A 20,249-nucleotide genomic window follows, 5' to 3' on the forward strand; every position below is an offset into this window, starting at 1 on the left:
GGTCTGCTAAGCATTTTGTCTTAGTTGTCCCTTTCGGGAATCCCTTCCTCAAAAATCCGTTAGGATTTTAGGTGGGGGTAGTTCAATTTGTGATTGGCTATTTTTATCAGGACGTGCCAGTAATGATATCATTTCAAGAACAAGCAGTTGTATATGTGACTTGGTATGGAGTGTCATGGCGGTATTTTAGGATTTTTTATGAAAAAAATATCGTATGCCTACTACCTTTAGTTGTAGGGGTAATCTTACAATTATTTGTAAACGGTAAAAGTAGCTGGAGTGACGTTGTTGGTATTGCGCAAAATATTACCTATTGTCTAATGATAGGAAGCATTGTTATGTATGTAGTCATTGTGAAATGTAATGCAGTGCCTGTAAAAAGAAAAGAAGAACGGATGTAGTTATCTTTGATTTAACTCAAATTATAAAACATACAACAATAAGAATTCGATTCTTTTCACAATTGTTGGACTTATTGGTTTCATAAGTTGTATATATCGAGATAGGGAAGGCGCATTTCGCCTTCCCTTTTCTTATGTTTGCAAATCATGTTTCGAGCGATATGTTTATGGTCTTATATGCTGATATCCTAATTTTATTTCTCTATTGTAGCGATATCTAAACAATAAGCTCTGTTAAAGCACAATGTTGATTTTTGCCTTTTTCTTGTTCAACGAAGCAGGTTAGTTGAACAAGAAGGAAAAAACAAACTTTGAATTGAAATTATTAGGGTCAATTTCAATGAAAGGAGAGATCTGTTCATGGAATTATCAAGGTCTCAACTATTGGCTTTAGAGCATATTGCAAAGTATGCAAGGAACCATAAACATGAGGCTAAAGCAACAATTAATCACATACTTAAAATGTCTAATATCTCGGATAAAATATTTGAAAATGCTGTTGTAAATTTAAAGTCTCACGCAAAGGTTGGTCTACATTTTCATCCAGATAGACCAGATTCGACTATGAAAAGCGTTGCTGAAGCACTGCTTGAGCAGGGAATATATAAGAGCCAGTTTGAAACATTTTTATCTAATGGCAGCGTATCCGCTTACCCTGGTGGTGAACGCGACCTTTGGGAGAAGAGAATTTTTGGAGGAGCATATCAACTGGAGGGCGTAACCAATAACCAACGGCCTAAATATGGGGCACTAAATTTGATGTTACATCCAGATGGGCCTGCTCCGCGTTTTGGATCATGCTATTTTCTTCTATCTCCTGAGGCCTCTTATCGTTCCACATACACGTATTTGGATTCGCATCAAGACCCAAAAGAAAAGGGTACTTATGAAGAATTTGACATCATTTTGGCTGCTCTCTTGGAAGAGGTGTTCTTAAGAGATTTTGCTATTGGTGAAAGAAACCTGACGCCAGCAAGATTAATCAATCACTTGCTGGTTAATCTGGAAAGGCCGTTTACGGACCTAGCAAACAAAGAGCCAAACCGCAATCTTAACCACTATATTGAAGCCCAGGTTCATGGGGATATTTCTCTTAAAGAAGACGTGGAAATGCTTGTTGCAGATCCTTCATTCAAGGACACTCATGTAGGGAGAACCTTGGAACAAATATGCCTTAAGTATTCCATTGATCTTTATTGGCACATGGGCTTTGTACTTATGGTAGACGAGGTTCCTGCAGATTTTAGAGGTCCAACAATGCCTTCCTTGGCAAGACGCATTGCACGAAATAATTTTATCGATGCGAACATAATTGGATCTACTGTAATGGACTTGAAACGCAATCCAGTATCTTGGAGCGATCGCGGAACTTATAGGGAGGTGCTTCAGGAATTAAAACTATTGTGGCACGTTTTAGTGAGATATGGAAAGCCGAATCGAAAATTGAACTAGAGGGTGCGTAAGTTCAAGAAGACATACAAGAGGACCAAAAAATTGGTTCTTTTTTATGGAATATCAACAATAATCTTTAACAGAGCGAAACAATAGAAATTTAGAATGAAATTTGTGTCTGTTAGAAAATCAGGCGTTAATTTTAGTTCACATTGATGAGAAAATATCATACGAAGATTTCCCTGAAGTGGAATCAGGTGAATATGCGGCATGGTATTTTCAATCTGGCGAAGATATTCAAAGTTGGGGTTATGGACTATACAATGATAAGGTAAACGAACCGAATATTAAGGATACTTACTCACGAATGTTTAGTACAATCGAGTCCATAAAAAATAGGAAGTTATAATAGATGATAACCGCTTTGATTTATGGCAAAGCGGTTTCGTTGTCTCCTTATTTGCAATTATTTATTGAGCTCTATCAGGATATCTTGTACACGTTCTTTTTTAAAAACAAACTTGAAGGATTGATTGTCCTTTAGTGAAACTTGAATTGATCCATTTAGCACACCGTTTACTTCTTTGCATTCTGTTATATCGGAACGGTGAATTCCAATAGCGAGCTGAATTTTCGAATTTATTTGTTGTTTATATACAAGTAATTTTTTGTTTGTTATCGCTAAAACTATTGGCATATTCTCTTTTGTAAGCCAAGAAATTTCAGGAAGAAGTTTCATAACCCAATTAGTAGGGGAGGTTCTTCCTGAAATGACATCAACAATCTGCTCGTTGTGTTCTAAATCTTGTTTCACTCTCTCTTGATACTTAACTATAATACTCATTTTTATTTCTCCTCTCAAACTGTAATTTTTTGTTTCATTCATAAAATTTATAATGCGTTCTTCTTATTGTTTTTTCTTAAAGTCTTTTAAAGGGTTCCCATCGCTTAGTTCAACGAAGAAAGGAAAAAGTAATAAAAAGAGGCAACGTAAAATTTCACTTAAAAAACGAAAGGTTTCGGCTGAAAAATATTGTTTTTGATTACAATACTGAAAATCTTTTCCATCATTTTTGAAAAAAAGAGACCATACATCTTTTGATTTCCATCTCGTCTTACAATTTGTACAACGAGTCACAACACTCCTCTTATTCTCTGCACTTTGTGCGGTTTCTAAAATATTCGATCTAAAATTTAGATTATGCTCATTCGTTTTACTGTTCATATTGAGCTAACCATTTATTGAATATATCCATAACCTTGTGAATGATAGCTAAATTGACCACCATAATTATAAAGCCTAAAATTGAATACAAGACAATTGTATCTAATGGGAATAACTGTACTATATGCTTAATGATATAAATACAGATAGGTAAACAAATAATGCTTGTAATAATAGCAGGGACATATTTTCTTATGATTAATGTTTGAAAGCAATGTATTACTAGATGTAAAGTAAATGCAATAAACAAACCTACCCATAGGCTATACCAATTCATCACATAGGAAACAATTGTAATTATACTAATTAAAATAAATTCTTCTGCCACTCCAAGGGCGAAAGATGATGTTGTAATATTATCAAAATGAGGTAATAGCCTTTTTGATAACGTAGGAAATCTTTCACATAAATAGCGTCTGTTTTTCCTTATCCATGGTTGTATGAAAATTATTTCTTCAAAATCGTGAAAAATAAAAAGTATTGGAAAAAGCCATACCATCACTTCTATATTATTCATTGTCATCCCCCCTAAAATCCTATTATATAAATATTTTTTACATTTTATTACAAATGTGTAGTGCATTATAGTTTGTTTATAGGTTAGTTATAACGTTAATTTCAATATAAAATAGAATTGCTTTCATAACGGAAATCTATATAAGGGAGATATTCTTAAACTTATTAATCTTTCAGCATCAGTTGGTTGGGATTATGATGAGAGTGAAATCAACACCATTGTGTCAGTAGATACTGTGTATGGACATAAAACAGAACATGGAAGAGTCAATTATTCGCTTTAAAGCAGCAACACTGTGACTAAGCCCGAATGGAATGATCGAAGCTATTAAGAAGTTGAACGGCATCCTTAGCCATACTATATTGTTACAAAAAAATGTTGAATAATTCAGTATATTCAGTATAATTAACTTGTAACTATAATAACGTTTTTAGTTACAAGGGTTATACCGCTTAATTTCTAATAGAAGATTCCCCATAAATCAAGTAGTAGAAAAAATTTTTGTACACCTTTGCATTCGGTATCCCTCACTAAAATGTTTCTTTTAAATAAACAGGAAGAAGGAAGTGATAAGATGAATCAAATGAATACACTCTCTCTATGGACGGCGACTGCAAACAGCTATGAGAAAGGAAAAACTCTAGAAGGAAATGAAGAGGCTGATGTTGTTATTATTGGCGCTGGTTTCACAGGTCTTTCCTCTGCTTATCATTTGCAAAAGTTAGGAAAGAATGTCATTGTCCTAGAGCAAGAAACGATCGGATACGGCGCCAGCGGTCGTAACGGTGGAATGGTATTGCCAGGCTATAAGCCAACGATGCAGCAGCTTGCCAAAAAGTATGGTCCCGACGAGGCTAGACAGCTAAACGATCTCTCCTTGTTTGGTATTGAACTGGTAAAAAACATTATTGACGAACATCAAATCAACTGCGACTTTAGAAATACGGGTCACATTGTAGCGGCTTACAAAGCCAAGCATTTTGAAGAATTGAAACTTGAAAGCGAATACTTAAACAAAAATTTCGGGTACGAATCAAGAGTGCTTGATCGAAGTCAAATGTATCAAGAAATCGATTCCCCAGTTTATTATGGTTGCTTAGTCGACGACTTGAGCTACTCGTTCCAGCCGCTGAATTATGCAATTGGTTTGGGAGAAGCAGCTAAATCGATCGGTGCAAGAATCTTTGAGCATTCTAAAGCATTATCCATCGAGTACGGTCAAAATAGTGTGAAAGTTGAAACAGAAAAGGGTTCTGTTATTGCGAAAGACATTATTGTGGCGACAGATGGTTACTCTGGAAAAATCATGAATGAACTGAACAAAGGCGTACTGCCAATTTCGGCGCGTATTATTGCAACTGAACAGCTTCCAGAGTCATTGTTGAATATTGTTATTCCTAAAGATCGCATGGTTTTTGATACGAGTAGTTTCCTTTACTATTTCCGTCGTACACCAGATAATCGAATCGTATTTGGCGGTGGCGATATTCGTCCAAACTTAGATGACGGTGTGTATCAAAAAGTTTACGATGCGATGGTAAGCTTGATGCCAAAACTGGCAGGAAGCAAAATTGAATACCGTTGGGGTGGATTTATTGGGGTTACAATTGATACATTCCCGGTTATCGGCAGATCCAAAGAAGGCGCATATTTCGCAACGGGTTATACGGGCCACGGCGCTTCTCTCTCGACATTGTTTGGTAAGTTATTGGCACAATGGATTGTTACGGGGAGTGCAGGCGGATATCGATTTGAAAAGGAACGCCTAAAATCATTTCCGTTCCATAATCAGAAAACTATGCTTGTAAATCTAGCGCATATTGGTTTCAAACTGCATGATATTTTTGCGTAAAGGAGAGGTACTTGTGAAAATTAACATGTTCATTGATGGGAAATGGGTAGAAGCGTTATCCGGTGCTAGAAGAAACGTTATGAATCCAGCAACTGGAGAGGTGATCGCATCGTCTGCTGATGGGTCAGAAGACGATGCAAAGGTGGCAATCAAGGCGGCTCGCAAAGCGTTTGACAGCGGGATTTGGTCGGATTTATCGGCTGATGAAAGAGCAGAATACCTCTATAAGATTGCAGATCGTCTTGAAGAGAAGGCGGCTGAAATTGCACGTTTGGAAACTGCAAATAACGGTAAGGTTATACGTGCAACAACCTATGTGGATATTCCGGTGTCAATTCAATGCTTCCGCTATTATGCTGACTTGATCAAAGGCATGAAAAAAGAATCTTACACGCGTGCTGATTCTTCGGAAACAATTATTATTCATGAGCCGATTGGTGTTTGTGGGCTTATTGTCCCTTGGAACTTCCCACTTATGTTAGCTGTTTGGCAAATTGCTCCTGCACTCGCTGCTGGAAATACAATTGTAATTAAGCCTGCGGAGGTCACTCCTCTAAGCGTATTCAAATTATTTGAAATTATTGAGGAAGTCGGGCTTCCGTCCGGAGTGGCAAACTTAGTATTGGGACCTGGATCAAAAGTTGGGAATGAGCTTGCCGAGAGCCATGATGTTGATAAGATTGCCTTTACCGGCGGAACAAAAACAGGCCAAAGTATTATGCGCGCAGCAGCGGGAAATATGAAAAAAATGACACTTGAACTGGGAGGTAAATCTCCACTTATTGTGTTCGCCGATGTGGATTTTGAAACTGCAGTCGAGAATGCGATGTTCGGTATTTTCCACAATGCTGGGCAAGTTTGTTCAGCTGCATCCCGTCTGCTTGTACAAGAGACAATTTACGATAAGTTTGTTGAAAGATTGGCCGACCGTGCAAGCAAAATTGCAGTTGGCAACGGGGAAAGCGAGAACATTGAAATGGGAGCGCTTACAAATGAGGCTCATATGAATGACGTTTTACATTACATCAAGAGTGGAATCGAAGAAGGTGCAAAATTAGTTTGTGGTGGTAAGCGCTTAACAGCAAATGGGCTTGATCGAGGATTTTTTATTGCACCAACGATCTTTGCTGATGTAAACACGAATATGCGTATTGTTAAGGAAGAGATTTTTGGTCCAGTCCTTGTTGTACAGAAATTTAAAGATGAGGAAGATGCAATTCAAAAAGCGAATGATTCCATTTATGGATTAGCTGGTGCTGTATTTACTGAAGACATGGATCGGGCAAAGCGTGTCATTAGTAAATTGCGTGCGGGAATTACTTGGATTAATAGTTATCACCTTGCTTATGTTGAAGGGCCTTGGGGGGGATATAAGCAAAGTGGAATCGGCAGAGCGTTAGGTGCTGTTGGGCTGGAGCACTTTATGGAAATGAAGCAAATCAATATCCACCAACATGCTAAGCCTGTAGGGTGGTATGCGAATTAATTTGGCTTAACTTGCTGTATAAACTATTTTTAGGAGGGCATGAGCATGGAAATAGCAGGAAACCGTCCCTCACCGAAGAAAGAAACAGCAGAAATTATGAATAAGTCAGTAAATGATTCAGCACTGGGAACCAAAAGTATTCCTTTACTATATTTACGGTTTGCTTTGGCAGGAATTATGGCGAATGCGATTCTTGGAGTGGTATCGATTGTCGATGGCTATTTCGTCAGCGGCTTTCAGGAGCTGGAAGTGGAAGGAATCGGAATTGGATTTACAATCATGGTTATTACCCGTATGCTTGGCGTTCTTTTTGGTATAGGAGCCGGAGCAGTCATTTCGCTTCGGCTTGGAAAAGGGAAAATCGAAGAAGCTAGGAGTATTATGGGACAAACTTTATGGTTTACTCTTTTCATCTCCACTTTGCTAGCTGTACTTGGATTGATCTTTGAAAATCAAATCATGACTTTATTCGGAGCAAGTCAGGATGCACTTCCATATGCGGTGAAATATAGCCGACTATTGTGGATTTCATTGCCAATAACGATATTGGCGGTTGTACTAAGTATTTTTACCAATATCGATGAAAAACCTGTATTATCAATGAACAGTTGGTTAGTTGCAGCGGTTGTTGCCGGAATTACAGAATGGATTATGGTAGTGAAATATGACATGGGGATGATGGGTTCTTCGTGGGCGAATACAATTTCACAATCGATCCCTGTTTTACTCATCTTTTATTTTTGGTTCGGTAAAACAAAGCTTAAGCCAAAAATAAAAGATATGATGATTAATCTTAAGACAATTGGTGAGGTGGCTTGGACAGGCTTTGCATCTTTTTCGAGTCAGTTCATGATGTTTTTTGCCATTATTATCTTCAATAACTTACTGCAAAGCTACGGTGGTGGGCTGCACGTTGCCGCTTTCACGATTCAAAACGGTTATATTACAAATCTGCTCGCCTTAGCAGCACTCGGTGGGATGACGGGACTTCAACCGATCATTAGTTATAATTACGGTGCGGGCAATCTTGATCGTGTTAAACAAGCAATTAAGATTGGACTCATTTTTACGGTTGCTTTCTTTTTGATTGCGACTGCTTTACTAATCATTTTTGCAGATCCGATTGTATCATTTTTTTCCGGCGGTAATCCTGAATTGCAGAAATTGGGTATTTGGACGACTGTTGTATTCAACTCTTTGTTTATGCTTAATGCAGTCAGCTTGCTTATATCCGGTTATTTCGAATCCCAAGAGAGAAACTGGACCGCAACGTTTATTAATGTTAGCAAAATGCTGTTGTTCTTGTTCCCATTTCTATTTATTTTCCCGAAATTCTGGGGTGTAGAAGGTATATGGTACGCAGGTCCTGCTGCTGAAATTCCAGGCGTTCTTATTGCCATATACTTCATGAAAAAAGAGTTCAAACGTTTAAAAGATACGAATGTTAAGACAGTACGTTTATAGAACCTATTCCTTCAAAATTATCTATAAGAAAGGGAGATGATCACCATGTTTTTTGCAAAAAAACTTACAGCAGAAGAAGCACAACAATTAGGTGTTGACACTTGGGAAGCATGGGTAGGCGAACCTAATAAAGGAACTTGGCATGTAGAAGAGCAGGAAGTTTTCTATGTGACAGACGGTGAGGTGTTTATTACTGTTGATGGAGAAACGTATCATATTACAAAGGACTGGGTCGTTTCTTTGGCTAAAGATCTTGTCTGTGAATGGGATTGCCCAGAATTTTTGAAAAAGAATTATAAAATGAACCATGAGATTATTTTGAAATAATGTGCAATTAGGAGCGCATCCAATCATTACAGCCGTATACTTTGCCTAAATATTTGTGGTTTATGGTACACAGCACCGTTATCCGATCATATGTCATATGAGTTTGCTGCTTACTTTATGTGATTAAAATTCAGAATATTTAAACAATATGAAGTTATTTGCTAATGAATTTAAATCAAAAAGCCGACATTGTTATCTCGAGTAATGCTGTTTTTACAGGCCCTTGCGGATTAGTCCATCCCTACTTATATCGCCATTATTAATATTAAGATCGCAGCCATTGGTTCCGAAATCTTAAAGATGGTTGATGGAGCTATCGTTTTTCAAGATGATTTAGAATGCAAGAAGGCCCCCTTATAAAGACAAAAAAACGGGTTGGAACAAACGTTCCTTTCCCGTTTTTAAATTAGACCATTATTATGATTTATTTTTGACTAAGCCGAACAGTAATACGTCTACAATAGAAGAGAGTGCTTCCGGTAAGGTAATATTATTTTCCATGTAAAAACGTTGATCAAAGATTGAATTTGTAGCATCTATAATCAACTTTATGGCGAGTGCTGTATTGATTTCATTGAGTTCACCTTGTTGAATCCCTTCTTCGATTAATAAACGCAGAGCTTCCCACTCGTTCAAAGCAGCATTCACTTTTGTCCATTGTTCGGGGTAATACCGTTTCATTTGTTCTAATACTTTAAAGTCATAAAATTCAAAATGGGAAGGCATTGCAGTACAAACCCCTCTGATTTTCTCAATTAGGCTTAAAGATGTGTCTTCCATGATTTGTTCTGTTTTTTCGTTTACTTCAGATAATGTTTGGTCAATGATTAATTCTAAAATTTCAGTTTTCGAAGAAAAATGTTGATAGAGGTATCGCTTGTTTACACCAATACGGTTTGCTAAATCATCCATTGTAAACTTCATGCCCTTATCATGAATCTCTTCAATAAAAGCTTTTATAATGCGTTCTCTCATTCCTAGTACTCCTTAAATTAGAAATTTGTTGAAAAGGTTATCTAAACTAAGTTACTCAACTTTCGCACCTTGAAAATTATTTTTAACCCTCGTCTGTGTCTGTGCCATATTCTCTATTGGGACATTTCCCTTATTGCCACATAACACCTTTTTTTAGCAGGATGGAAGCAACCAAACGCCCAATTAAAAATGGAAAGGTACATATCTTCCATGATACAGCACAACTTCCTGTCCGAAAAGGCACTTAACTCGACTACTCCATAACGTAGGATCCTTTTTTGAGCCAATTTGGCATTGCATATCGTTCGAGAATGCGAGGTTAATCACGTCATCTTCGTAGGTACACGTCACGGTTCGATATACTGTCAATCTGATCAAACACAACACGCCGGTCACGTTCCCGGAAGGCCTCCCGTGCAAATGAGAGATTTTGCATTACATCAATAGGGCGTATAAAAACAATTTTGAACTGGAATCCCCCTCGACCGATATATTCTTCACCACTAAATCAAAACAGTTATCCGGGTAAAAGTCCCGTGGTAGCTGTTTTGATTCATCCTTCCAATTCTGGCACCTGGTTGTTTGCTTGCATTTTTATGATAGTTGGATATATCTCCTGAACAAACAATACATCGATGAGTATAGTATAAGGATACTTGGTTCACCAGAGACAGATAAAAATGTTTACCCTGTCCGATCAACTATCGATTGAACAAGATAAACATTTACTTTTACACCTAATACTTTATTGCCTTGGGACTATCCAGCTTGATAGACGATCTCTCCATCAATGATCGTCATGTGAACTGGAAGATCAGCGATATCGGCAGGATCAGCTTGCAAAATGCTTCCGTCCAGGATTACTAGATCGGCCAGTTTTCCAACTTCGATGCTCCCTTTGTGTTGTTCGTCAAAGCTCGCGTAAGCTCCATTCCATGTGTAAGCCCGGATCGCCTCTGTTACGGAAACAGTTTGGTTTCTTCCAATCTCCTGTCCCTGCTTGCTCTTCCGGTTCACCGCCGCTTGAATTCCGAATAGCGGACGATAATCGGTCACTGGGCTATCGGAGCCCGCAGCTGCAATAATGTTATTTTTAAAAAAGTCACGAAGTGGATACATTTGATTCACCCGCTCTCCGTAGTTATGGACGTATCCATTTCCATATTCATAGAAGAAAGCAGGGTTAGGTATCGGGATGACACCAAGCTGTTTCATCCGTTCAATTAGATCCGGTTCTGAAATCCCTGCATGTTCAATACGTGGTCGGGCATCTGGACGAGGATATTCCTTTAGGGCGGCCTCTATACAATTCAATACCATTTCAATTGCACGATCTCCCTGCGCATGGGCTGTAATCTGGAATCCTTTCTTATGAGCCTCTATTAATCGTCGGTTTAGTTCTTCCTGTGTATAGTACAAAATACCGTAATCCTCTGGGTTACTTGTATACGGCTTACGGGTAGCAATGGTCGGTCCGCTGCTGCTGCCATCCGTGAACAGCTTTGCCGGTCCGATTTTAAACCGGTCATTCCCTAGGCCTGTTACCATTCCGGCGTTAATCATGCTTTCCAAAAATAATTCGGGGTTGTCTAATGCGCAGACCATCGCATAAATGCGCACTTTGACCAAGTCTTGACGAACCGCCTCATGTATCGCTCGAAACCCCTCGGAGTCATTGCAACCTGCATCATGGATACTGGTAATCCCAGCCGCTACAAAATCGGCAGACGCTAACGCCAAGGCTTGGGCTATTTCTTCTTCGGAGTAGGTTACTTTATTGGCAATTTGGAAATGAGCCGTTTCAATTAAACGACCTGTAAGCTCTCCCTCGGCGCTGTGTTCAATCATCCCACCTTTAGGATTGGGCGTATCCTTGTGAATACCGAGGATTTCCAGTGCTTTTGAATTGACCACCGAAATATGGTTACACGCGCGTATAATGATAATCGGGTGTTCCCTTGAAATCTGATCTAATTCTTCTCTAGTCGGATACCGCTGTTCCGCGACTTTGGTCTCATTGAAACCCCAAGCCCGCACCCATTTTTCTGCCGGGAGCCCGGACGCTTTTTTACGTAAATCCTGAAAAATATCCTGTAGGGAATGAATATGTGTAGCTTTGCAGCTTACCCCCAGCTTGTCTATGCCATACGAGGAAATGTGCAAATGTGAGTCGATAAATCCCGGCAAGAGGCTTTTCCCTTTCAAATCAATTACCGTTGTCTGCGGACCGATAAGACGCTTAATCTCCTCTGAGGTACCGACGGCGATGATCCGGTTCCTTTTTACCGCAATCGCTTCTACTATTCGATTCTGTTCATCTACCGTAATAACCTCGCCATGAAGAAATACGATGTCTGGCATTCTTAAACCCCCTTATTCTCTTGTAAAACCGCATTATTATCATTGTACAACTCATGCCAATATTTAAATTATTATGTCTTAGATTGGTGTATTGTTCTTGAGCGTCCTCTAGTTTCTCATCGATCATATTTGCGATAATAGGCAAATTGCTCTTCCTGTTTATTTGAAAGAAACATTTTTGTGGGGGATACCGAATGCAAAAATGTATAAAAAATTTTTGCTACTACTTGATTTACGGGGAATCTTCTATTAGAAATCAAGTGGTATACCCATAGTAACTAAAAACGTTATTATAGTTACAAGTTAATTATACTGAATATAAAGAATTATTCAATACTTTTTAGGTCTGGTGCAAGGAATCTAACAAACTTGGACATACTGTGTAGATTTACAATGAAAAGTGACCCATCCCTAAAATAAAAAATACAATTCTCTTATAACGAAATGAGAGGAGTTTAAGCAAGGGGGCGACCATTCGAGCACTAAAACAAGAAGGACATTCTATTCGATCTATTATCAAATTATTAAATGTCTCAAGAAATACAGTAAGAAAAGCATTAAAAGCAGAGAAAGGCCCTATTTATTAAAGGAAAGAAAAAGAAGATAAGTTAATTGTTCCATTCGAAGAGATAATTCGAAAATATGTAGGTGAAGGATTAATGGGAACTGTTTATTCGGATCTACTTATCATAGTGTGAGAGTTTTGAAAATACTTTTTATATGGGTTAAAAGGTAATAAGAGAATTTAAGTTGAATAAAAAGAGAGTGTAGAATTTTCTATTCAAAACAATTTGCATCAATTTACTTATATACCAAAACTCGGTTGGTTAACCTGGTAAAAGGAAGGTGTAATTTTGAAGAAATTTATCTTAGTGCTACTACTCTTGGCTAATGTTTGCTATATAGTAATTTATTTTACTAATTTCGAAGTTTTTGCTCCCAACTCTGTATGGATCGTCTTTTTTATCATTAGTTTATGTCTATCTATTCTTTATTTATATCGTTCGAGAAAACAATCTGGCTATAATCCATATTTAGCAATTGCAGTTTTAGTTACAGGTATTAGTTCTTTAGGTGCTTATGGTTTTCGATATTTTTTATCTCATCTTATGGGGTAACAGTTATTCAACTATCGAGTGCTGAATTTAATAGTAAAGGCATTTAAAAAAGTTTGCAGTTAAATTTATCGAAAGCTTTTTTGTGGTGTTTAGTGCGTAATTCTCACTGCGGATTTATATGCTAAAGAAGTTTGTTATGTTTCTTCATAGAAAAAAGCAATCGGTTGAATTATAAAATTTGAAATCAAACCCCATACGCCAAACATAACAAATTTATTAGCGGTTTCAATGGAACTCATAAAAATTAAAAAAAAATTAGTACATAAACAAGAAAGTATATCAGAAAAGATTTTTTTGTTACATGTAATGTTGTATTGCAGTGTGTACAAACAAGCTTATAGGAGTTGTTTCGTAAAAAGAGGATTTTCTTCTCTATTTTTTTTACGGCATTTAGGACATGTCTTCATTTTTATTTCACCTCATCGCTGCCTAATTTAAAAATCGTGGGATTCTTTGTATAAATAAGAAAAGGGGCAGAATAGATTCATTCTTTTCTTTCAAATATATACGATGATTATAATTGAAAATTCTAACTCAATAAAAATGAAGCCTTTACTAAAGGCTTCATTTTTGTATCATAAGAAGTATATTTTTCCTAATAGAAGGAGCATAAATATAGCCACCCAAAAGGTAAGCATAAATGTAGCTTTTTGTTTTATTTGATAAGCTCTCACTGCTTGAAGTACGGTCATTACAAATAGTAGAATCATTAAAATATTGGAGCTGATTGATTCGGTGATAAAACCATAAACAGAGACAATAAGAACAGCTACAGCACTTAATAATGACAAGGTTTGAATCAGTTTTGATAATGTCATCATATATCCCCTTTTTGGTGAATGATTCCATAATATATATTCAATTAGACAAATCGATATCCCTAAAAGATATTTATGACAAAGAGCCATGTTTTTCATTATTTCCATTATCAATATTCCATCAATGTATACTGGCATTTTTCATACTTTGTAATCTTATTAGGTCTTCAGTGTTACTTTCATCTGTCCTCAAAGCGTAGATGGACGAATTTCAGCATCTTTATAAAATCAACGATTCGTACCATTACACGTGTGCTGCCTTCCCATTGTTTTTTTGTAGGTATTCCTTTAAAGAATGATTCACAGCTTAATACCTTTATCTTTGGTGACCATTTTTCCAGAGATTTTGGATTATTGACGTAAAAGTACATCATGGCGCCTTTGTTGCCAGACTTTTGAACTGTGCGGTTTGAAAGTTCCAGTGCAAATTTTGATTCCGCGTCGAAATATAACTCGCCGCCAGGAAAGCGCTGTGCCATGGTGGAAAACATTTCTTTAAGTTGATTTTCCTGAAAGTAATAAAAAACTCCTGCTGAGACGAAGAGTATTCCATCATTCTCATTAAACTTAATATCGTCAAACCACGAAATATCAAAAAAAGATTTGGCAATACTGATATTTCTCGGGGAATCTGCAATTAAGGTCTTACGAAAAGCTATTGCATCGGGCAAATCGAGATTATACCAATTGATCGTACCGTTGTCGATTCTTGGAAAAGTGGTATCTAACCCAGAGCCGATGTTCACAATGGTAGCCCGGGGGTGCTTAGTGATAAAGTTTCGGATTGTGTCATCAATTTTACGAGCACGAACGATGTAGGTTATCCCGCCGTATTCACCAAAGGTTTTGGCTATATCTGTAAAATCAAAATCAGATCTTTTGATAATGTTAATAGCTTCCTTGTCATCCAAAATTTCTGGATTTTTCTCACTGCCAATGGCACGTCCCCATAGGGGGATGAGCATTGTGCCTTGAACTGATTGTAAATCTATCATTTTTTCCATAAAAATCCTCCGTTTCAAACTGCTGTATCAGAACTCCTGTTGTACTAGAAGATAAATCAATAATAGTGTTATTTGTGAAAATAAATTCAGCCTATTCTTACGTAAGGGATTTTGTGTCCAATTCCATTAATCGAAACACGTTCTCTTTACTTCATGATTAATTATCCTCGACCATTTTTGCTAGCATTCTATTTGTTTTATGTAATCCGTACAACAAGTCACGCCGATCTTCATCCGAAAGTTTTTCAAGATTATCCGTGAAATTGTTATATATCTGTTTCCATCGTTCATGTTGCACATCTTCTGCTTTTTTCGTTAGCGAAATTAAAATTGCTCGTTTATCTGAATCATCTTGTTTCTTAGTTATATAGCCATCTTTCTCCAAGTTACGTACTGTTACACTGAGTTGTTGCTTAGGTATATTTAAATCATGAGCTATCGTTTTCAAATTTACGGGCTTACTTTGCTGGGAAACATACTCAACTACATGTTGTTCTATATGCGTAAATTCTGATGATTTTTCGGATAATAACTTGAAAGTTCCAAACATATTCATCAACAGATTCAAGTATTCGTTTAATAAATCTTTATCGCCCATCATTGTTCTTCCTCCATCAATTTAGTAAATATTATATTACTATTTTTCGGTAAAATAAACGTTTTCTTCTGTTTATTGTAAATGATTGTTTACAAAATGAGGGAGTAATATAATGAGCTGTTATGTTAATTTCACATGAATACAATATATTTTTTCTGTGTATTACATGATAAAATGGAATATAATGGGGGTGAGTAAGTAATGGAAGTGCTGGTAGAAGTGTTGAAATACGTTACATATATATTAGTCATATTTAGTGTTTTATTTGTTATCATACGTAGGAATTATCTATATCCGTCTAACTCTTTGCTTCTCTTTTTTGGATTGGGAGGTGCCATAGCATCAACAAGAGGGAACTCGATGTTTAATATGTTTTTTATGCTTCTCTGTGATGCTGTTGTTTTCCTATCCGTCCTTTTTATCATGAAAGATATACGAAAGTTTCGTAACAAGACAGCTGAATAGAACTTGTTTTCAGATGAGAGAGTTGTTATACATACTCTCATTTTTTGTTTAGTCTTATATTAGAGGTACATTCAACTAAATATTACATTTTCTACGTTAAGACATTTACTGGAAATGGAATTATTGATTTTCTTACACTTAGGATTTTTTTACCATAATCTCTCGTTTTTAGTGAAATTAAAGATACGTTTTTTCTTACTAAATAAGAGCATGTTTTGGTTAATCTTTTTTATTAAAAGAGAAGGGGAGATAAAACAGGGTAAATCTATACTATTTTTTCTTAAAGTCTTCTAAAGGGCTCTTATTGCTTAGTTCAACGAAGAAAGGAAAAAGTAATAAAAAGAGGCAACGTAAAATTTCACTTGAAAAACGAAAGGTTTCAGCTGAAATATATTGTCTTTGATTACAATACGGACAATCCTTACCATCATTTTGAAAAAAAGAGACCATACATCTTTTGCTTTCCATTTCGCCTTACAATTTGTACAACGAGTCATAATACTCCTCCTATTCTTTTAACCCATTTTTTATATTACAATTTGTGTGGTTTCCGAAATATACCATTTAATTATACGTAAAATGGTAGGTTGTGTTAATTGAATATATAGCATACAACTAAAATCTCTTCTATTTAATCTTACTTTTTGATAAGGGCGTGGATGATTGAGTTCTCTCATCTTTTATAGGTTCTTTCTGTCTTGGTATATTGTTTTCGATATTCAACAGGAGAATGGAAAGGGAATTTCAAGAGAACATAACCATTCGTAGATGAAGGATAAAGCTTCACTGAAATTAATTTCTGCTTTTGTGACTTAAGTTAACTCAAAATACTAACTAAACATGAAGAAAGGAGTTTGTTATATTGGAAGATTATTATTGGGATAAAAGGTTGGATTATTTAAGGAGTACAAGAGATTTATATTATAACGATGACTATTTAGGATTTTTAGTGAATTCAGTTTGGAAAATTTCCAAACCTGTACATATTATTGATTTTGGATGCGGGTATGGATATTTAGGACTAAAACTGTTGCCTCTGTTACCGCTAGGTTCAAGATATACAGGCATTGATAAAGGACAGCAATTGATTCATACAGCAAAGAGTCTGTTTCAGGACCTTCCATATGAAGCTGAATTTATTGTAGCCGATGTGACTGAAATTGAATTAGAGAGTAAGTATGACATAGCAGTGTGTCATGCATTTTTATTACATATGGCCGATCCGATAAAAATGCTGCAGAAAATGATTCATTCAGTCATTGATGAAGGTAATATCATATGTTTTGAACCGCACTGGATTTCCAATATGTCTTCGTACAACCTTAACAAACACGACCAATCAGAAATTATTCAGCTTGGTTTTCTTCAAAAACTGTTTGAAGAAGATACAAAACGAAATGGAAAAGATGGAAACATCGGGATTAAGTTACCGACCTATATGAGCGAATTAGGTGTAAAAAATATTGATTGCCGAGTTAGTGATAAGGTTAATTTTCTTGATTCTAATATAAATGAAACAGATAAACAGAGATTATATGATTCACTTAAAGAAGAAGGATTAGGTACAGCTCCTACTGAAAGGAAAGAATTTATTGAGCATCTAATCAATCGAGGGGCTACATTTACCGAAGCACAGGATCAGTATGAAGCAGAACTACGATTTTCTAAAGTATTTAATATTCATTCCTCTTTAATCTACGCTCCAAGTATGAAAATTACTTTTGGAGTGGTAAAAAAATAAGAAACATAGGTTTTAGAATTCAAAATGAAGAAAACTGCTTATTTATCATATCTGGCGAGCAGACCCCCATCTCAAGCGCGAAACGGTAGGTGGGGGTAGTTCAATTTATCTATCAAGATGGGATGGACGAGGCCCCTATGATCTTAATTCGCACTAATGTGCTATTTTTCCTATTTTTAGCATCACTTGGCTTTTTATGTTTCGATATCACCAAAATCGTGTAAGATAAGTTATGACTTTACAAATAGCACGGCCGATTTTACTTGTCGGCCGTGTTTTTATATGTTTTGGTCTATATTCATTGTTATTAATTTTGAATCAAAAAAGGAAATTACCATTTTATGTAGAAAATGATAATTCTATAAATTGTCATATTATTTTGAAAGGAGGTGTACACTATGAAGTTCGGCAGTATTCTTATTGGAATGATTATTCCGTTTGCAGCTATTGTTGGTGTTTTACCATTTATTGCATCATCTGATATAAGCATCATGGGGTTCCCAATCATTTATTTTTGGATTTTTCTATGGCTGCCGCTTACCTCGCTTTGTCTTTGGTTATCTTGGATGTTGTATGATCGTCATAATCTGAAGGGGGATTTATAGAAAAGGGGATACCGTATGTCACTTATTATTTTTTCTGTTATCATACTTTCTACTATTCTGTATGCTGTATATTCAAGACAGAAGAGTGAGCAAATCAGCGTAGAGCAATATTTAGTAGGAGGCCGACAATTTAACGCTATATTGCTATTTTTCTTAGCTGTGGGTGAAATCTACGGTGTAGGTACGATTTTAGGATTTCCAGGTGGTGTATATGCAAAAGGGCCAAGTTATGGAATATGGTTTTTAGGGTATATTTTATTGGCTTATGCTGTCGGCTATTTCTTTGCACCTTTAATTTGGAGGGCAGGTAAGCAGTACGGTGCTATGACCATAGCGGATATTTTTAAAAGTCATTACTCGCACCGAGGTCTGGAATTGACTGTTACCATAACAGCCCTTATTTTTTTGATTCCATGGGCTCAATTACAATTCGAAGGGTTGGTTGTTTCTTTAAATGCACTGGGGTTTCACTTATCAGCTCCTGTAGCGACTATTATCGCTGGAGTTATGGCTTATATATACATATCGGTATCAGGTGTCAAAGCACCGGCTATTATTTCTATCGTAAAAGATATCCTGATGTTTCTTGCTATTGTGATTGTAGGCGGAGCAGTTTTACACAAGGTTGGCAGTGTGTCCCACCTATTTGAAATGGCGAAACAACAGGGGGCTTTAGTCAAAGTTGACAAACCAATGGATATGAACTTTGCCATTTCAACTATCATTTTTCAAGCATTTGCATTTTATGCAGTTCCTCATGTTACAGGTGTGTTTTTTACTGGTCGTTCTGAACGAGCGGTAAAAAAAGCACAGATTGTCATGCCGCTCTATATGTTCATGTTTCCGTTTTTAATCATCATCTCGTATTTTGCTCTAGCTACAATACCAAATCTAGACAAACCTAACAGTGCATTTATGGCTACGGCAATTTCTCTGCTGCCTCCATGGTTAATTGGCGTCATTGCAGCAGGAGCAGTGTTATCAGGTATTGTAGTGCTATCTATGATTAGTCTCGTCATTGGTGCTTTAGTTTCCCGTAATCTTATAAAGAATATATCGGAACAAGCACAGCTAAAATCAATTAAAGCTGTAGTCATCTTATACTTACTGCTATCTATGGCCATAACGATTTTTGCCCCTAGCTTAATGATATCTCTTGTTAATACAGCTTATTATGGATTTGGACAGATTCTTCCAGGATTTATCGGTGTTTTCTTTATCCGTAAACTTACTCCAATTGGAATTGCCGCAGGTATTCTTGTCGGAGATGTGGCGGTACTTGGAATGAGTATAGGGAAAATTAGTATTTACAATATAAATATCGGCCTTATTGCTCTTCTATTAAATGGAATCGTTGCATATGCAGTCAGTGTGTTATTTAAAAGAAATCCAATCTTCGTATCTCCCATCACAAAACAAGACAATTCTAGTCAGCCTTCAATTTCGTCACAAAAACATGTGGGGAGCTAATCTTAAATATATTTTTTAGAATTACATGAAAGTTTTCAGTATTCATAGTTACACTTTTCTAATGGATAAGGAGTGTGTCGCAAAGCTACAATAAAATATACGTAATTATTTTCACTAAACATAAATATACTGTGACAAAGTTATTTGATAAATATCCATTTTGCATTAAAAATAGGAAGCTGATATAATGCAGCTTCCTATTTCAATTTAATTTTGTATTGGTGTATGCTTGATTTTCTAAAAGATATCCCAATCAGTGAAAAAATAATTGAGGCAATCATAAAAGGCCAAAACATCAATTGTATCCAATTAATCTCCATTCTCCAGCCTCTTTCAATGACATGCATATTTCTATACTTCAATTTACAGTTAAAATCCTTTAGGTATGATAGAAATGTATTTTTTACTCCTTTGAAATTCATATTATTAG

17 protein-coding genes and 1 pseudogene are annotated in these 20,249 nt (G+C 36.4%); 10 read left to right on the top strand and 8 right to left on the bottom strand.

The window, feature by feature from the left end; genetic code table 11:
* The first annotated feature begins 122 nt into the window (after positions 1–122).
* Together ACEWFJ_RS10725 and ACEWFJ_RS10730 are read left to right on the top strand one after the other, a co-directional pair.
* On the top strand, positions 123–401 hold the full coding sequence (locus tag ACEWFJ_RS10725; protein WP_473692079.1) for a hypothetical protein: 279 nt from the start codon (positions 123–125) through the stop codon (positions 399–401).
* Positions 402–761: 360 nt separating this feature from the next.
* Positions 762–1,853, top strand: a complete 1,092-nt coding sequence (locus ACEWFJ_RS10730) for a DUF3626 domain-containing protein (protein WP_473692081.1) — start codon at positions 762–764, stop codon at positions 1,851–1,853.
* A 406-nt stretch (positions 1,854–2,259) separates the two neighbouring features.
* Here the strand turns inward: ACEWFJ_RS10730 and ACEWFJ_RS10735 are convergent, their stop codons facing one another.
* Both ACEWFJ_RS10735 and ACEWFJ_RS10740 read right to left on the bottom strand, forming a co-directional pair.
* The gene (locus tag ACEWFJ_RS10735) at positions 2,260–2,637 is read right to left on the bottom strand and encodes a hypothetical protein (protein WP_473692083.1); all 378 of its coding nucleotides are present in this window, start codon (positions 2,635–2,637) and stop codon (positions 2,260–2,262) included.
* A 370-nt stretch (positions 2,638–3,007) separates the two neighbouring features.
* Positions 3,008–3,535 (bottom strand): HXXEE domain-containing protein, encoded by a 528-nt coding sequence (locus ACEWFJ_RS10740; RefSeq protein WP_473692085.1) that lies wholly within the window; start codon positions 3,533–3,535, stop codon positions 3,008–3,010.
* A 535-nt stretch (positions 3,536–4,070) separates the two neighbouring features.
* On the opposite strand from ACEWFJ_RS10740, the gene ACEWFJ_RS10745 reads away from it, so the two are divergent.
* From ACEWFJ_RS10745 to ACEWFJ_RS10760, 4 genes are read left to right on the top strand one after another with little or no spacing between them, the layout of a single operon-like run.
* A complete protein-coding gene (locus ACEWFJ_RS10745; protein WP_473692087.1) occupies positions 4,071–5,387 on the top strand; it encodes an NAD(P)/FAD-dependent oxidoreductase in 1,317 nt (438 codons plus the stop codon).
* A 13-nt stretch (positions 5,388–5,400) separates the two neighbouring features.
* The gene (locus tag ACEWFJ_RS10750) at positions 5,401–6,873 is read left to right on the top strand and encodes an aldehyde dehydrogenase family protein (RefSeq protein WP_473692089.1); all 1,473 of its coding nucleotides are present in this window, start codon (positions 5,401–5,403) and stop codon (positions 6,871–6,873) included.
* 45 nt (positions 6,874–6,918) lie between these two features.
* A complete protein-coding gene (locus tag ACEWFJ_RS10755) occupies positions 6,919–8,337 on the top strand; it encodes an MATE family efflux transporter (RefSeq protein ID WP_429710108.1) in 1,419 nt (472 codons plus the stop codon).
* A 45-nt stretch (positions 8,338–8,382) separates the two neighbouring features.
* Complete coding sequence (locus ACEWFJ_RS10760) at positions 8,383–8,664, top strand: cupin domain-containing protein (protein ID WP_473692091.1); 282 nt, start codon at positions 8,383–8,385, stop codon at positions 8,662–8,664.
* 417 nt (positions 8,665–9,081) lie between these two features.
* On the opposite strand, the gene ACEWFJ_RS10765 is transcribed toward ACEWFJ_RS10760, so the two are convergent.
* Positions 9,082–9,639 carry a TetR/AcrR family transcriptional regulator gene (locus ACEWFJ_RS10765; protein WP_429710106.1) on the bottom strand — a complete coding sequence of 186 codons (558 nt, stop codon included), beginning with the start codon at positions 9,637–9,639 and terminating at the stop codon, positions 9,082–9,084.
* A gap of 759 nt (positions 9,640–10,398) precedes the next feature.
* A complete protein-coding gene (locus tag ACEWFJ_RS10770; protein ID WP_473692093.1) occupies positions 10,399–12,000 on the bottom strand; it encodes an amidohydrolase in 1,602 nt (533 codons plus the stop codon).
* Between the two features lie 464 nt (positions 12,001–12,464).
* On the opposite strand from ACEWFJ_RS10770, the pseudogene ACEWFJ_RS10775 reads away from it, so the two are divergent.
* Positions 12,465–12,587 (top strand): annotated as a pseudogene (locus tag ACEWFJ_RS10775) (helix-turn-helix domain-containing protein); the annotation flags it as partial.
* Between the two features lie 1,106 nt (positions 12,588–13,693).
* Here the strand turns inward: ACEWFJ_RS10775 and ACEWFJ_RS10780 are convergent.
* The 4 genes from ACEWFJ_RS10780 to ACEWFJ_RS10795 all read right to left on the bottom strand — a co-directional run bounded on the left by ACEWFJ_RS10780 (position 13,694) and on the right by ACEWFJ_RS10795 (position 16,500).
* Positions 13,694–14,044 carry a hypothetical protein gene (locus ACEWFJ_RS10780; RefSeq protein WP_473692095.1) on the bottom strand — a complete coding sequence of 117 codons (351 nt, stop codon included), beginning with the start codon at positions 14,042–14,044 and terminating at the stop codon, positions 13,694–13,696.
* Positions 14,045–14,115: 71 nt separating this feature from the next.
* Positions 14,116–14,940: a class I SAM-dependent methyltransferase gene (locus tag ACEWFJ_RS10785; RefSeq protein ID WP_473692097.1), complete on the bottom strand. Its 825-nt coding sequence runs from the start codon at positions 14,938–14,940 to the stop codon at positions 14,116–14,118.
* 157 nt (positions 14,941–15,097) lie between these two features.
* Positions 15,098–15,538, bottom strand: a complete 441-nt coding sequence (locus tag ACEWFJ_RS10790) for a MarR family winged helix-turn-helix transcriptional regulator (RefSeq protein ID WP_098311201.1) — start codon at positions 15,536–15,538, stop codon at positions 15,098–15,100.
* Between the two features lie 773 nt (positions 15,539–16,311).
* Positions 16,312–16,500: a hypothetical protein gene (locus ACEWFJ_RS10795; protein WP_473692099.1), complete on the bottom strand. Its 189-nt coding sequence runs from the start codon at positions 16,498–16,500 to the stop codon at positions 16,312–16,314.
* 365 nt (positions 16,501–16,865) lie between these two features.
* Between ACEWFJ_RS10795 and ACEWFJ_RS10800 the strand changes: the two genes are divergently transcribed.
* From ACEWFJ_RS10800 to ACEWFJ_RS10810, 3 genes are all read left to right on the top strand, one after another.
* On the top strand, positions 16,866–17,744 hold the full coding sequence (locus tag ACEWFJ_RS10800; protein ID WP_473692101.1) for a methyltransferase domain-containing protein: 879 nt from the start codon (positions 16,866–16,868) through the stop codon (positions 17,742–17,744).
* 398 nt (positions 17,745–18,142) lie between these two features.
* Positions 18,143–18,349, top strand: coding sequence for a DUF3311 domain-containing protein (locus tag ACEWFJ_RS10805; RefSeq protein WP_098311182.1), 207 nt, complete (start codon positions 18,143–18,145; stop codon positions 18,347–18,349).
* 15 nt (positions 18,350–18,364) lie between these two features.
* Positions 18,365–19,819, top strand: coding sequence for a sodium:solute symporter family protein (locus ACEWFJ_RS10810; RefSeq protein ID WP_473692104.1), 1,455 nt, complete (start codon positions 18,365–18,367; stop codon positions 19,817–19,819).
* Positions 19,820–20,249: the final 430 nt, after the last annotated feature.

The sequence above is a fragment of the Bacillus sp. EA-CB0995 genome, assembly GCF_055814245.1.

Bases quoted from the DNA above. Each gene is read 5' to 3' on its own strand.
- ACEWFJ_RS10735 (WP_473692083.1), bottom strand. From the start codon at position 2,637: ATGAGTATTATAGTTAAGTATCAAGAGAGAGTGAAACAAGATTTAGAA.
- ACEWFJ_RS10785 (WP_473692097.1), bottom strand. From the start codon at position 14,940: ATGGAAAAAATGATAGATTTACAATCAGTTCAAGGCACAATGCTCATC.
- ACEWFJ_RS10745 (WP_473692087.1), top strand. From the start codon at position 4,071: ATGTTTCTTTTAAATAAACAGGAAGAAGGAAGTGATAAGATGAATCAA.
- ACEWFJ_RS10780 (WP_473692095.1), bottom strand. From the start codon at position 14,044: ATGGAAATAATGAAAAACATGGCTCTTTGTCATAAATATCTTTTAGGG.
- ACEWFJ_RS10790 (WP_098311201.1), bottom strand. From the start codon at position 15,538: ATGGGCGATAAAGATTTATTAAACGAATACTTGAATCTGTTGATGAAT.
- ACEWFJ_RS10765 (WP_429710106.1), bottom strand. From the start codon at position 9,639: ATGAGAGAACGCATTATAAAAGCTTTTATTGAAGAGATTCATGATAAG.
- ACEWFJ_RS10755 (WP_429710108.1), top strand. From the start codon at position 6,919: ATGGAAATAGCAGGAAACCGTCCCTCACCGAAGAAAGAAACAGCAGAA.
- ACEWFJ_RS10725 (WP_473692079.1), top strand. From the start codon at position 123: ATGATATCATTTCAAGAACAAGCAGTTGTATATGTGACTTGGTATGGA.
- ACEWFJ_RS10810 (WP_473692104.1), top strand. From the start codon at position 18,365: ATGTCACTTATTATTTTTTCTGTTATCATACTTTCTACTATTCTGTAT.
- ACEWFJ_RS10805 (WP_098311182.1), top strand. From the start codon at position 18,143: ATGAAGTTCGGCAGTATTCTTATTGGAATGATTATTCCGTTTGCAGCT.
- ACEWFJ_RS10740 (WP_473692085.1), bottom strand. From the start codon at position 3,535: ATGAATAATATAGAAGTGATGGTATGGCTTTTTCCAATACTTTTTATT.
- ACEWFJ_RS10770 (WP_473692093.1), bottom strand. From the start codon at position 12,000: ATGCCAGACATCGTATTTCTTCATGGCGAGGTTATTACGGTAGATGAA.
- ACEWFJ_RS10795 (WP_473692099.1), bottom strand. From the start codon at position 16,500: ATGACTCGTTGTACAAATTGTAAGGCGAAATGGAAAGCAAAAGATGTA.
- ACEWFJ_RS10760 (WP_473692091.1), top strand. From the start codon at position 8,383: ATGTTTTTTGCAAAAAAACTTACAGCAGAAGAAGCACAACAATTAGGT.
- ACEWFJ_RS10730 (WP_473692081.1), top strand. From the start codon at position 762: ATGGAATTATCAAGGTCTCAACTATTGGCTTTAGAGCATATTGCAAAG.